12 protein-coding genes are annotated in these 13,023 nt (G+C 51.7%); 4 read left to right on the forward strand and 8 right to left on the reverse strand.

The genetic code is table 11. From position 1 onward, the window contains the following. Positions 1-14: 14 nt before the first annotated feature. On the reverse strand, positions 15-377 hold the full coding sequence (locus tag CUZ56_RS09665) for a hypothetical protein (RefSeq protein ID WP_126980189.1): 363 nt from the start codon (positions 375-377) through the stop codon (positions 15-17). Between the two features lie 203 nt (positions 378-580). On the opposite strand from CUZ56_RS09665, the gene secA reads away from it, so the two are divergent. From secA to CUZ56_RS09685, 4 genes are all read left to right on the forward strand, one after another. Beyond that, the gene (gene secA, locus CUZ56_RS09670) at positions 581-3,325 is read left to right on the forward strand and encodes a preprotein translocase subunit SecA (RefSeq protein WP_126980335.1); all 2,745 of its coding nucleotides are present in this window, start codon (positions 581-583) and stop codon (positions 3,323-3,325) included. 241 nt (positions 3,326-3,566) lie between these two features. After that, a complete protein-coding gene (argJ, locus tag CUZ56_RS09675) occupies positions 3,567-4,796 on the forward strand; it encodes a bifunctional glutamate N-acetyltransferase/amino-acid acetyltransferase ArgJ (protein ID WP_126980190.1) in 1,230 nt (409 codons plus the stop codon). Then, complete coding sequence (locus CUZ56_RS09680; RefSeq protein WP_126980191.1) at positions 4,793-5,680, forward strand: ATP-binding protein; 888 nt, start codon at positions 4,793-4,795, stop codon at positions 5,678-5,680. Before argJ ends, CUZ56_RS09680 begins: the two co-directional genes overlap by 4 nt. Continuing rightward, entirely contained in the window at positions 5,680-6,105 is a 426-nt protein-coding gene (locus CUZ56_RS09685) for an NUDIX domain-containing protein (protein WP_126980192.1), read from the forward strand. Before CUZ56_RS09680 ends, CUZ56_RS09685 begins: the two co-directional genes overlap by 1 nt. On the opposite strand, the gene CUZ56_RS09690 is transcribed toward CUZ56_RS09685, so the two are convergent. The 7 genes from CUZ56_RS09690 to CUZ56_RS09720 all read right to left on the reverse strand — a co-directional run bounded on the left by CUZ56_RS09690 (position 6,087) and on the right by CUZ56_RS09720 (position 13,018). Continuing rightward, positions 6,087-6,281: a DNA gyrase inhibitor YacG gene (locus CUZ56_RS09690; protein ID WP_126980193.1), complete on the reverse strand. Its 195-nt coding sequence runs from the start codon at positions 6,279-6,281 to the stop codon at positions 6,087-6,089. The genes CUZ56_RS09685 and CUZ56_RS09690 overlap by 19 nt on opposite strands. 47 nt (positions 6,282-6,328) lie before the next feature. Then, positions 6,329-7,087 (reverse strand): cell division protein ZapD, encoded by a 759-nt coding sequence (gene zapD, locus CUZ56_RS09695; RefSeq protein WP_126980194.1) that lies wholly within the window; start codon positions 7,085-7,087, stop codon positions 6,329-6,331. Positions 7,088-7,209: 122 nt separating this feature from the next. Then, positions 7,210-7,824, reverse strand: coding sequence for a dephospho-CoA kinase (gene coaE, locus CUZ56_RS09700; protein ID WP_126980195.1), 615 nt, complete (start codon positions 7,822-7,824; stop codon positions 7,210-7,212). Positions 7,825-7,887: 63 nt separating this feature from the next. Beyond that, positions 7,888-8,826 (reverse strand): prepilin peptidase, encoded by a 939-nt coding sequence (locus CUZ56_RS09705; protein WP_239442363.1) that lies wholly within the window; start codon positions 8,824-8,826, stop codon positions 7,888-7,890. A gap of 38 nt (positions 8,827-8,864) precedes the next feature. Continuing rightward, on the reverse strand, positions 8,865-10,082 hold the full coding sequence (locus CUZ56_RS09710) for a type II secretion system F family protein (protein ID WP_126980197.1): 1,218 nt from the start codon (positions 10,080-10,082) through the stop codon (positions 8,865-8,867). Between the two features lie 67 nt (positions 10,083-10,149). Continuing rightward, positions 10,150-11,892: a type IV-A pilus assembly ATPase PilB gene (pilB, locus tag CUZ56_RS09715; RefSeq protein WP_126980198.1), complete on the reverse strand. Its 1,743-nt coding sequence runs from the start codon at positions 11,890-11,892 to the stop codon at positions 10,150-10,152. A gap of 217 nt (positions 11,893-12,109) precedes the next feature. Then, a complete protein-coding gene (locus CUZ56_RS09720) occupies positions 12,110-13,018 on the reverse strand; it encodes a phosphoribosylaminoimidazolesuccinocarboxamide synthase (protein WP_126980336.1) in 909 nt (302 codons plus the stop codon). Positions 13,019-13,023 lie beyond the last annotated feature (5 nt).

Here is a 13,023-nt window from a genome sequence, read left to right on the forward strand (position 1 = left end):
AAGGCACAGAATCGCTACGTTGTAGGGGGAACAACCTGTATGCGGATTTCCTGTAGGGAGATACCGGTTTTTCCCAGTGATTGCAGCATGAGGGGCTGCAATTGGCGTAGTTTAGCTGCCACAGCCGCATTATCGGCTAAAAGTACCCAGTAAGCATGAGGCGCGGCTGCGGTTTCGCCGCCAGAGGCGGGCGTAGTGTCGGTGCTAAATTCCACCGGGCCGGCATGTACGGCTTTGCGCATGGCCGGGGCGATAAGGGGCAGCACGGCCTGCAGGCATTGTTTTGATAGCTGCAGGCGCGCAGTTAATTGTGTCAGTGCGGGGGACTGGTCAAGCACTTGCTGAACAGTTCGGGCACCGGGATGACGGGATTTCATAAAAAGACGAACTTTTGCAGGTAAAAATGCACAGATATATGTGAAATATAGCAGTTATGACCAGATAATTGGCTACAGGCTGTAAAATCGACAGATTGACTGGGTGGCAGGTGGCAAACCCCTTAAGGTTTAAAGTCTGACATATTATTTAGTTTTTAATTGAAAGAACACCGGGGGTGATGCCTGATGGATCACTTTCGAGCATTATGGCCAATTTCCTTACCAAGATTTTCAGTAGTCGCAATGACCGTTTGTTGAAACAGTACCGCAAACTTGTTGCCAAGATCAACGTGCTGGAGCCTCAACTGGAAAGCCTGACAAATGAACAGTTGCGGGCGAAAACAGATGAGTTCCGTGACCGGCTGCAAAAGGGTGAAACTCTGGACAGCCTGCTGCCCGAAGCGTTTGCCGTTGTACGGGAAGGCAGCAAGCGGGTTCTTAAAATGCGGCATTTTGATGTGCAGATGCTCGGTGGCATCGCGCTGCATCAGGGCAAGATTTCGGAAATGGGCACCGGTGAAGGTAAAACGCTGATGTCCACATTGCCGGTGTATCTGAATGCGCTGGCCGGTAAGGGCGTGCATGTGGTGACAGTCAATGATTACCTGGCACGGCGCGATGCGACCGATATGGGGCGGCTGTATAACTTTCTGGGGCTGACGGTGGGCATCAACATGGCCTATATTCCCAAAGAGGACAAACAGGCTGCTTACGCTGCGGATGTGACCTATGGCACCAACAATGAGTATGGGTTTGACTATCTGCGCGACAACATGGTTTATGACAAGAATGAGCGTGTACAGCGCAAGCTGAACTATGCGATTGTCGACGAAGTGGACTCCATTTTGATTGACGAGGCCAGAACGCCGCTAATCATCAGCGGCCAGGCCGAAGACCAGACAACGCTGTATTTGCAGATGAATCAGATTGCACCGCTGCTGAAAAAGCAGATTGGTGAAGAAGACCCGCGTACTGGTGAAGGCGTGATTGAGCCGGGCGACTTTACCATTGATGAAAAGTCGCGCAATGTGACGCTGACGGATCAGGGCTACGAAAAAGCGGAAAGCATTCTGGTACAGCAGGGGCTGATTACCGAAGGCGCGTCGCTGTATGACCCGCAGCATATTGCGCTGATTCACCATTTGTATGCAGCACTGCGGGCACATAATCTGTATTTCCGCGACCAGCACTATGTGGTGCAGGATGGCGAAGTGATCATCGTGGATGAATTCACCGGGCGTTTGATGCAGGGGCGGCGCTGGTCGGAAGGGTTGCACCAGGCAGTGGAAGCCAAAGAAGGGGTGAAGATTCAGGCCGAAAACCAGACCATGGCCTCGATCACATTCCAGAACTACTTCCGTATGTATGAAAAACTGGGCGGCATGACCGGGACGGCAGATACCGAAGCGTATGAGTTCCAGCAGATTTATGGTCTGGAAACCGTCATTATTCCGCCGAACAAGCCCAGCCAGCGGGTGGACAATCTGGACCGCGTGTATAAAACCTCTGATGAACGGTATGAGGCGGTGCTGGAAGATATTCGCGAATGTTACCAGCGCGGGCAGCCGGTGCTGGTTGGCACCACATCGATTGAAAACTCGGAGCTGATTTCCGCCATGCTGACCAAGGCCAAGCTCCCGCATCAGGTGCTGAATGCCAAACAGCATGAAAAAGAAGCGCATATCATTACCCAGGCCGGGCGTCCGAAGATGATTACCATTGCGACCAACATGGCTGGCCGTGGTACCGACATTGTGCTGGGGGGCAATATCCAGAAAGATATTGAAGCCATTGAGGTGGATGAAAGCATTTCAGACACCGAGAAGGCACAGCGCATTCAGGCTTTGCGTGATGAGTGGAAGCAACTGCATGAGCAGGTGATCAGCCTGGGCGGTTTGCGCATCATTGCGACCGAGCGTCATGAAAGCCGTCGTATTGATAACCAATTGCGTGGCCGTTCAGGGCGGCAGGGTGATCCGGGGTCGTCACGCTTTTATCTGAGTCTGGATGATCCGTTGCTGCGTATTTTTGCCGCAGACCGGGTACGTGCGATCATGGAGCGTCTGAAGATACCGCGCGGCGAAGCCATTGAGGCGGGCATTGTGACACGCTCTATCGAGAGCGCGCAGCGCAAGGTCGAAGGGCGCAACTTTGACATCCGCAAACAGTTGCTGGACTTTGATGATGTGGCCAATGACCAGCGCCGTGCCATATATGAACTGCGCAATGCGATTCTGGACACCGAAGATGTGACGGAGCATATCAGTACCATGCGTGAAAACGCGGTGACCGATATGGTCCGCATGTATGTGCCTGAGCAAAGTCTGGAAGAACAATGGGATCTGGCCGGGCTTGAGCGTGCCTTGCACGATGAGTTCCATCTGGATGTGTTCCTGAAAGCCATTATCGGGGACAGCTCGGATTTTGATGCGCAGGATTTACTGGAAAAAGTGCTTGAGGCTGCCAATGAGGCCTTTAACGGTAAAGTGGAACTGGTAGGGAAAGTCAATTTCATGCCTTTTGAAAAAGCGATTCTGCTGCAGACACTGGATAACGACTGGCGTGAGCATCTGGCTGCACTTGATTATCTGCGTCAGGGGATTCACCTGCGCGGGTATGCCCAGAAGCAGCCTAAGCAGGAATACAAACGTGAGGCATTCCAGTTGTTTGGCCTGATGTTGGACCGGGTCCGCGATGAGGTCACGCGTGTGCTGATGCGGGTCAAGATCCAGATGCCGGAAGAACAACAACCGGTGAACCTGAGTGCGCCACCGGCACCTGCTGTACATAACCTGACGTATACCGCGCCGACCGATACAGGCGGGGTCGAGTCATTGACAGACCCGTCCACCATGGTGAATGATATTTACGCAGGCGTCGGGCGCAACGATCCCTGCCCGTGCGGCAGCGGCAAAAAATTCAAACAGTGCCATGGACGGCTGCGTTGATGCGTGCCATTGTTTTGAAACGGGAAAAGGGGCGCAAGCCCCTTTTTTCATGTGCGCTGAATTTAAAGTAAAACGCATGTCATCATTGCAGGCGTGACAGAAGGCATCAAGTTGAATACGTTAAATGGATGCGATTTGTATCACGGCAATACAGCTTTTTACCACGCAAACTATTTAACGGGCAGGCGGCTGTAAGCGTTGTAAAATAATAAACTTTGAGAGGTCATAAAGGATATCAAAAATGGCGGTTAATCTCAGCACCCCTGATCCCAAGGCAATTTTTCCCGTAGCTGGTGTCAAACTCGGCGTGACGCAGGCGGGTATACGCAAGGCAGGGCGAAAAGACCTGACGGTGATTCAACTGGCTGAAGGCAGTTTGGCTGCTGGCGTTTTTACGCAAAACCGTTACTGCGCGGCACCGGTACAGGTATGCCGGCAGCATCTGGCGCAGAGTGCCGCAGTACGTGCACTGGTGATCAATACCGGCAATGCCAATGCCGGAACAGGGGAAGCCGGACTGGCTGCGGCGCAACAAAGCTGTGCGGAACTGGCTCAGCTTTTGAAGGTCAATGCGCAACAGGTGTTGCCTTTTTCAACCGGGGTGATCATGGAAATGCTCCCGCTAGATCGGTTGGTTGCTGGACTGCCTGCGGCGGTTGCTGATGGGCGAGAAGCCGGCTGGCTGGACGCCGCGACCGCGATCATGACGACCGATACCATCCCCAAGGCGGCATCGGTACAGATTGAACTGGATGGTGAGACGGTCACGGTGACGGGTATCAGCAAAGGCTCGGGCATGATTCACCCGAATATGGCGACCATGCTCGGGTTTGTGGCAACAGATGCCAAAATTTCAGCCGAAGCATTGGAGCAGCTGGTGCAACAGGCTGCCAATGCATCATTTAACCGCATTACGGTGGATGGTGATACGTCGACCAATGATTCATTCATTGTCATGGCAACCCAGCGGCGTGGAAAGACGGTGATTGACAGTCTGGCCAGTGAAGCAGGCCGGAAACTGTATGCCGCAGTGAAGCAGGTGGCGCAGACACTGGCCCAGGCCATTATCCGTGATGGTGAAGGTGCGACCAAATTCATCACCATCACTGTTGAAGGTGGAAACAACGAGCAGGAATGTGCTCAGGCGGCATATGCGATAGCGCATTCGCCCCTGGTGAAAACCGCATTCTTTGCCAGTGACCCGAATCTGGGGCGCATTCTGGCGGCTGTGGGCTATGCGGGTATTGCAGACCTTGACCAAAACCAGATTGAACTATTCCTTGATGATGTGCATGTGGTGACCCGTGGCGGGCGTCATCCGGATTATCAGGAAGAAGACGGACAGCGTGTCATGAAGCAGGCAGAAATTGCAGTGCGGGTGCAACTGGGGCGCGGTGCGGCATCAACAACCGTATGGACGTGCGACCTGAGTCATGATTATGTATCCATCAATGCGGATTACCGATCATGACACCGGAATTGAAAGCGTTTTTATTGCGGGCAGAGGAGTTGATGGCGCGCATTGAAGATGCGCTACCAGGGCCATTGCGTGCGCCGGACTGGAATGCATCCACGGCATTCCGGTATCGCAAGCGCGCTTCAGGCCATGGCGTGTTGGAGCCGGTGCGGCATGTTGCTGAAATTCTATTGAGTGATATTGCCGTGACCGATGCGCAGAAAGAGAGGCTGGTACGCAATACGGAGCAGTTTGTACAGGGCCGGCTGGCCAATAATGTGCTGTTGACCGGAGCGCGCGGGACGGGGAAAAGCTCCTTGGTGAAAGCCTGCCTGAATGCTTTTGCGGGCCAGGGGTTGCGTCTGATTGAGGTGGACAAGACTGACCTGATGGATCTGCCTGACCTGGTCGAATGCGTAAGCGAGCGACCGGAAAAATTCATTATTTTTGCCGATGATCTTTCGTTTGACGAAGGAGAAGTGGGTTACAAGGCGCTGAAGTCCATACTGGATGGCAGTGTCAGTGCAACAGGTGCCAATGTACTGATCTATGCGACATCCAACCGGCGCCACCTGATGCCTGAGTACATGTCAGACAATGACAGCTACCGCCATACCGCAGATGGTGAACTGCATCCGGGTGAGGTGGTTGAAGAGAAAGTGTCTTTGTCCGAACGCTTTGGCCTGTGGCTGAGTTTTTATCCGTTCAACCAGGATGAGTATCTGGCGATTGTCCGGCAATGGCTGCTGCATTTTGAGGTGTCGCCCCAACATATTGAACAGGCGAACGCTGAAGCGCTGGTGTGGGCTTTGGAGCGTGGATCGCGTTCGGGACGGGTGGCCTACCAGTTTGCGCGTGATTATGCCGGGCGTGCCCAGGCAACGGAAAGACCTTTTTGATGAACAGTGAAAAAACGCAAAAGCGGATTGATGTTGCCGTAGGTATTTTGATTTCTGCTGATCGCCAGTTATTGCTGACGTCACGCCCGTCAGGAAAGCCCATGGCCGGTTACTGGGAGTTTCCCGGCGGTAAGCTGGAAGCGGAGGAAACGGTGGAACAGGCGTTGCGCCGCGAGCTGCAGGAGGAGCTGGGGGTGCTCATCGGTGCGGCACAGATTTGGAAAGTGACGGAACATGATTACCCGCACAATCTGGTTCGGCTTCACTGGTGCAAAGTGAATGCCTGGACAGGAGCGTTACAGATGCGGGAAGGGCAGCAATTTGCCTGGCAACATCTTCCTTTAACCGTAGCACCTGTTTTGCCGGGTGCATTCCCGATATTGGACTGGCTGTCAGCGGAGGGGGTTTACGGTTCTTCCTGCTGAGGTGAATCCGTGCCTTCTTTTTCGCTGATCCGGTAGTTCTCGCTGGCCCATGTTCCCAAGTCTAGTGTATAGCAATGTTCACTGCAAAACGGACGCCAGCGGTTGTCTTGGCTGTATAACGTCGTTTTACCGCAGCGAGGGCATTTGACTTGGCGTGAAGTAGGTGGTGTGGTCATTGTTTTTTCGCTTTTATTCAGGGCAATAACAGATCACTGACACAGGTTCAAGCACACAATGCAAATTCAAAATCAACATCTTCTTTGACAGAGAGTAATTTCCAGTTGGCATCCTGTCTGACCCAGCGTAATGAAATCAACAGGCGGTTGGCGCTGATTTCCGGCAATAAGCCTGTACGCTCATCAATCATGATGCGCAGGAGCTGGAAAGTACGACCAGGGGGTAACGAAAGTTCAAACTGCCCCTGTGTTGCCAGGGCTTTTTGAAAAATACCACCATCACGCAATAATTGCAGCAGGTTGGTCACCGAATCAGCCAGAGGAGCCATTTGTGCGACCCATCCATAAAGATTGGCCAGACGCTCCTTGGCCGGGTAATGCAGCCAGGCATGGTAGGCCGGCAGGTCGAACTCACACGTACCCCCTGGAATGGACATGCGATTGCGGACCGCCATCAGCCATTCGTTATTGGCAAGTTCGGTGCCGGCCCGGATGCTGCCCTGCTGGTTGAGGGAGTCATAGCATGCTTGCAACTGGCCAATGACTTGGGCCAGCGTTTCTTCCGAAATGGCCGGGTTGCCGTGCAGTGAATTCAGCATTTGCTTTTGCTTATCCAGTTCAGTCAGAATATCTGCTTTGAGGTCTGAGCGGGAAGCCACATCCATGATTTCAAACAAGGTATGCAAAGCATAATGGTGGTCGATCAGTTCTTCGCGCCTGATCAGTGTTCCCAAATAGACAAACAGGCGCTCCAGCCGGAGCCAGGTACGGATACGTTCATTGAAGGGGTGTTCGTAAAGAATCACAAAAGACCTTTATTTCAAATGCGTAGGGACAAAGCTTATTTTGACATATTGTGCACAATCTGATGCATGCATGTGTATTGGAGGGTATGTGTATGTTAATTTGCGGTTGATTGGGTTGCTGGTTAAACCGTGCCGGGCTGGCGCCACTGGTCCAATATGCCTTGAACCTGACGCTCCAGTTGATCCAGCGTGATATGATCATTGACAATCACATCGGTGGCAATGCTCAGGCGTTGTTCCCGGCTGGCCTGTTGTGCAATGACGGCCTTGACCTGCTGGGCAGACCAGCCGGAACGGGAAACCACACGCTGAATCTGAGTTTGCTCCTGACTGTCGATGACAAGGATACGTTGCAAGCTTTGCAGCCAAACACTGCCAGGTGCAAGCAGTGGAATATCAAATATGACGACATCGGACTGATGAGCATATTGCGTAAATTGTTTTTCGGCTTCTTCCCGGATGAGAGGATGCAAAATACCTTCTAATTGCTTTTTATGAGCGGGAGAGCCAAAAATCAGTTCTCTCAACCGCTGGCGGGATAAGCTGCCATCTGCGTCAAATAATGTATGACCGAAAACAGCTCTGATGTGCGGGATGGCGGCACCTTGAAGCTGGGTCAGATGGCGTGAGATCTGGTCGGTATCAATGACGGGAACACCCAGGCGCTGAAACATAGCGCTGACGGTGCTTTTCCCGCTGCCTATGCCGCCTGTCAGGCCGGCACGCAATATTGTCATTGCACAGTCTCCTCCATCATGTAGAAATGATCAAACGCTCCTGAAAATATCTCTATTGGGTCTTTAGAAAAAGAGAAAAGGAAACCATGCCTGAATTCGGCTGGGAGAACAGATCAAAATGAGAAGGCCTGCCCCGGCAAGAAAAGGGCCGTAAGGAATATATTTGCCTTCAAACAGGCCGGTTTTACTTTGAATGGCCTTCAGTGTCAGGCCGATAATGGCTCCTACCAATGAAGACGCCAGCAAAATAGGTAATAAAAATTCCCATCCAAACCACGCACCCAGTGCAGCCAGCATTTTAAAGTCGCCATTGGCCATGGCGATACGCCCGGTTAACAGCTTGAACAGCGTAGCCACGATCCATAAAATCATGTAGCCAAATACAGCACCCCACATTGCACCGGCTACAGGGATACTCCAGCCTATCAAGGCTGCCAGCAAACCTGCCCACATCAATGTCAGGCTGAGAGAGTCCGGCAGCCAGGTGGTATCCCAGTCGATCATGGCAATGGCGATGTTCATGGCCACAAAAAAACACCACAGAATGGTTTGTATGGTGGCTCCATAGTGCCAGGCGACCACACCAAAAAGAATACCGGTTAACAGTTCGATCAGAGGATAACGAAAACTGATGCGTGCCTTACACGATGAGCAGCGGCCACGCAGGAATAGCCAGCTGATGACAGGAATATTTTCCCACCAGCGGATTTTGTGACCACAATGCGGGCAGGCTGATGGCGGGTAAGTCAGACTAAATGACTTTTTTGGCGCAGTTTCTGTGGCAGAGACCGCAATGCCCTGGCTCCAGCGGAATGTGTGCTGACAATTCGGGCAGGTTGATAATAGCGGGAGAAAGTCCAGATCAGCGTTGCCTGTGATTTTCTGTTCAATGACTTCTGCAATAGCCTCATCCTGATCGCGTTCGATCATCTTGGGCAGGCGGTAAATCACAACATTGAGAAAGCTGCCGATCAGCAATCCCAAAATGACAACAAGAGCCACGAAGGCCCCTGTCGGTAAAGCAATTAGCGCTTCAATCATTACATGATATTTCCGAGGTTGAAGATCGGCAGGTACATGGCAACGACCAGCGCCCCAACAACACCCCCAAGAAGAATAATAATCAGTGGTTCCATCATTGATGACAGTCCCTTGACCATTTCGTCTACTTCTGCTTCATAAAAATCAGCGACATTGCCCAGCATATCATCCAGCGCGCCGGACTCTTCGCCAATGCCAGTCATCTGCAGCACCAATGGAGGGAATACATCGGCAGTGCTCATTGCCATGGTCAGGCTGGTACCGGTGGTTACATCCTGCTGAATTTTACGGGTTGCCTCCCGGTAAACCGCGTTGCCAGAGGCTCCTCCCACTGAATCGAGTGAATCTACCAATGGAACCCCAGCGGAAAACATGGTGGCCAGTGTTCTTGTCCAGCGGGCAATGACAGATTTGGTGACCAATGGGCCGAACATGGGCATGTTCAATAAGAATTTATCGATGCGGTTGCGCAGTTTTTCGGAGCGTTTATATGCTTGAAAAAAGAAGTAGCCACCACCAATGATAATCCCCAGCATGACCCACCAGTAAGCCACAAAAAATTCAGACATGCTCATGACAAACTGGGTTGGTCCAGGAAGTTCTGCTCCCATGCCTTCAAAAACGGTTTTAAACGTAGGGATCACAAAGATCATCATCACTGCAACCACAACAATCACCGCTAAAATGATAACGGCAGGATACATGAGAGCGGATTTGATTTTGCGCTTAAGGTCTTCCGTTTTTTCAAGGTATTGCGCCAAGCGGTCTAACAGGCCTTCCAAAATACCGGCGGCTTCCCCTGCTTCTACCAGGTTGCAGTAGAGCGCATTGAATTGCATTGGGTGCTTGCGAAAAGCATTGGCCATACTGGTACCGGTTTCAATGTCTTTACGGATAGAGTCCAGCAGGCGTGACATGCTGGGGTTGGGGTGCCCTTGCCCGACAATGTCGAAGGCCTGCAGCAAAGGAATACCGGCCCGCATCATGGTCGCCAATTGTCGGGTAAATACGGTAATATCCGCAGTCGTGATCTTTTTGCCACGGCTGGTGCGGCGTTTGCGTATTTTGGTGACAATAATGCCTTGCCTGCGAAGCTGTGCGGTAGCCGCAGCTTCACCACGTGCACGCAACTCACCCTTGATGACTTTGCCGCGCCGGTCTTTTCCGGTCCAATCAAAATACAATTCTGGCACTTGTCTTGATCTTGCTGTGGCCATATATCACTCCCGTTCCCTCGAGTATATTGCAACTATTATATAAAATTCCCAATCGGCACCATTTGTTTTATTCGTTGGTGCACCCTTCCACTTCCTCCAAGGAGGTTAATCCTGCTTTGACTTTGACCAGCCCCGACTGGCGTAATGTTCTGATGCCTTCTTTGATGGTTTGCGCTTCAATATCCATGGCTGTGCCATCAGAGAGAATCAGGCGCTGAATTTCTTCTGAAATCGGCATGACCTGGTAAATACCTACCCGGCCTTTATACCCATTATTGCATGCAGGACAACCAACCGGGCGATACGGCTGCCAGGTGCCATCAATTTCATCCGGGCGAAAGCCGGCCTGTACCAGGGTTTGCCTTGGAATATTTGCCGGGGTCTTGCATTTTGGACACAGGCGCCGAGCCAGACGCTGAGCCGTGATCAGTAGGACGCTGGATGCAATATTAAATGGGGCAACACCCATGTTGCGCAAACGGGTCAGGGTGGTGGGCGCATCGTTGGTGTGCAGCGTAGACATCACCAAGTGACCTGTTTGGGCCGCCTTAATCGCAATATCGGCCGTTTCCAGGTCACGAATTTCCCCCACCATGATGATGTCAGGATCCTGACGCAGGAAAGACCGTAACGCCGCCGCAAACGTCAACCCGGCTTTTTCATTCACATTGACCTGGTTGATGCCGGGCATGTTGATTTCAGCAGGGTCTTCTGCGGTGGAAATATTGACCTCGGGTTTATTCAGCAGGTTTAAACAGGTATACAGTGAAACCGTTTTACCGGAGCCGGTCGGGCCGGTCACTAGAATCATGCCGTAAGGCCTGGCAATCGCATCCAGCAGGCGTTTCTTTTCTTCCGGCTCATAGCCCAATGCTTCAATGCCCAGTGTGGCAGATGACGGATCCAAAATACGGATCACAATCTTTTCGCCAAACAGCGTTGGCAAGGTGCTGACACGAAAGTCGATGACTTTATCTGCACTGATGCGCAGTTTCATACGACCATCCTGGGGAACACGTTTTTCCGAGATGTCCATGCGCGAAATCACTTTGATACGCGACGCCAGTTTTTCTTTAATTGCAACCGGCGGGTGGACAATTTCCCGTAACTCGCCGTCCACACGATAGCGGACCCGGTAAGAAAACTCATACGGTTCAAAGTGCAAGTCGGAAGCCTTCATTTCAATGGCGTCAACCAGCATCTTATGCAGAAAACGCACGATAGGCGCGTCTTCTTCATCAACCTCATCTTCCTGCGGTGGTGGTTCGTCTGCTGAAGCTGCGGCAATTTCACCAAAATCAAAAGGCTCATTGCCAACAATCTGTTTGAGTGATTCGGTTGTCGATTTTGTCGCGCCGGTAACGGCTGTTTTAAGCTTGTCGGCCTCGGCAATGACCCAGTCTACCGGCATCTGCGAAGTGAATTTGATTTTTTCCTGTACTTCGCTCAGCGTCGGATCTGCAGTCGCCATGACCAGATTGCTGCCCCGGATACTCAGGGGCAGAATCTGAAAGTCTCTCATCAGTTTGACGTCAACTTTGTCCTTGGGTATTTTTTGCAGGTCAATGGCACTGATATCGACCAAAGGCATTGAAAACAATGTGGAGATGGTGTGCGCGAGGATAGCTTCATTGACGATATGGGCATCTATCAGTTCGCCAATGAAACTGCCATTTTTCCCATGGGCTTTCGCCAGCAATTGCTCAGCTTGCTGTTGTGTCAGTTGCTTTTCATCGATGAGCTTACGCGCGACAGGGGGGATTTGAATATTGCCCTCCTGCGGACTGGCAAAAGAAGTTGAATCAGCCATAACCGTTACAGGTAAAAACAAAATAACGCAAACTAAATGATATGCTAAATTAAGCGCAAAGCATAGGTTCGCAAGCAATATAAAGGGGGATACGTGTCAATCACACCTCAAAAATGCGCAAAAATGCACCAAAATAACAATTTATCTGTAACACAATGATGCAAAGTAAAAAGAAGGCATCTGTTGACCAAGCCAGCCCTTTTCCGGCTTTGCAGCATCAGCCCTGCAGCTTTGTAAATGCTTCCTGATACTTCATTGCAGTTTGTTGCATGACCTGCTCGGGCAGGGTGGGGGCTGGAGGTTGTTTATTCCACGGCTTTCCGTCAATGCGGACGGCTTCCAGCCAGTCACGTACAAACTGTTTGTCGTAGCTGGGCGGGTTTTGTCCGGCAGCATGCGCGGTTTCATAACCATCCACAGGCCAATAGCGGGAAGAGTCCGGGGTCAGGATTTCATCCATCAGCGTCAACTGGCCATTGTCATCAATGCCAAACTCAAATTTAGTGTCGGCAATGATAATGCCTTTGGTTAAAGCAAAGGCGGCTGCCTGCTGGTACAACTGGACGGAAATATCCTGAATCTGCCGGGCTAAAGAAGCGCCAATGCGGTTGGACATTTCTGCAAAAGTGATGTTTTCATCATGCTCTCCCACTGCCGCTTTGGCTGCGGGAGTGAAAATGGGTTCTGGCAACTGATCGGCATTGTGCAGACCGGCTGGCAGGCCAACGCCGCAAATGGTTTGAGATTGCTGGTATTCTTTCCAGCCGCTGCCGGCCAGATAGCCTCGCACCACCGCTTCAACCATGACTGGCTGTAACCGTTTAACCAGCATAGCCCGCCCTTGAATCTGGGGGATCTCTTCTTTCGTCACAACAGTCTGAGGGTCAATCCCTGTCAGATGGTTGGGCACAATGTGTTTGAGCCGCTCAAACCAGAACAAGGCCATCTGGGTCAATAAAATGCCTTTGCCTGGAATCGGCTGATCCAGAATGACATCAAAAGCGGAAAGCCGGTCACTGGCAACCATCAGAATCTGGTGCTTTCCTACAGCATAGTTGTTACGGACCTTGCCTTTGGACAGCAAGGGCAAAGAAGAAATGGCAGGATCAAGAACGGTGGAGTTCATCATGG

Origin of the sequence: Saezia sanguinis (genome assembly GCF_003991585.1) — a bacterium.
Lineage (GTDB): Bacteria > Pseudomonadota > Gammaproteobacteria > Burkholderiales > Burkholderiaceae_C > Saezia > Saezia sanguinis.

What these genes read in the sequence shown, in the direction of transcription:
- coaE (WP_126980195.1), bottom strand. Translation starts at nt 7,824, where the DNA reads ATGACAATATTGCGTGCCGGCCTGACAGGCGGCATAGGCAGCGGGAAA.
- pilB (WP_126980198.1), bottom strand. Translation starts at nt 11,892, where the DNA reads ATGGCTGATTCAACTTCTTTTGCCAGTCCGCAGGAGGGCAATATTCAA.
- CUZ56_RS09680 (WP_126980191.1), top strand. Translation starts at nt 4,793, where the DNA reads ATGACACCGGAATTGAAAGCGTTTTTATTGCGGGCAGAGGAGTTGATG.
- CUZ56_RS09685 (WP_126980192.1), top strand. Translation starts at nt 5,680, where the DNA reads ATGAACAGTGAAAAAACGCAAAAGCGGATTGATGTTGCCGTAGGTATT.
- argJ (WP_126980190.1), top strand. Translation starts at nt 3,567, where the DNA reads ATGGCGGTTAATCTCAGCACCCCTGATCCCAAGGCAATTTTTCCCGTA.
- CUZ56_RS09720 (WP_126980336.1), bottom strand. Translation starts at nt 13,018, where the DNA reads ATGAACTCCACCGTTCTTGATCCTGCCATTTCTTCTTTGCCCTTGCTG.
- CUZ56_RS09710 (WP_126980197.1), bottom strand. Translation starts at nt 10,082, where the DNA reads ATGGCCACAGCAAGATCAAGACAAGTGCCAGAATTGTATTTTGATTGG.
- CUZ56_RS09690 (WP_126980193.1), bottom strand. Translation starts at nt 6,281, where the DNA reads ATGACCACACCACCTACTTCACGCCAAGTCAAATGCCCTCGCTGCGGT.
- CUZ56_RS09665 (WP_126980189.1), bottom strand. Translation starts at nt 377, where the DNA reads ATGAAATCCCGTCATCCCGGTGCCCGAACTGTTCAGCAAGTGCTTGAC.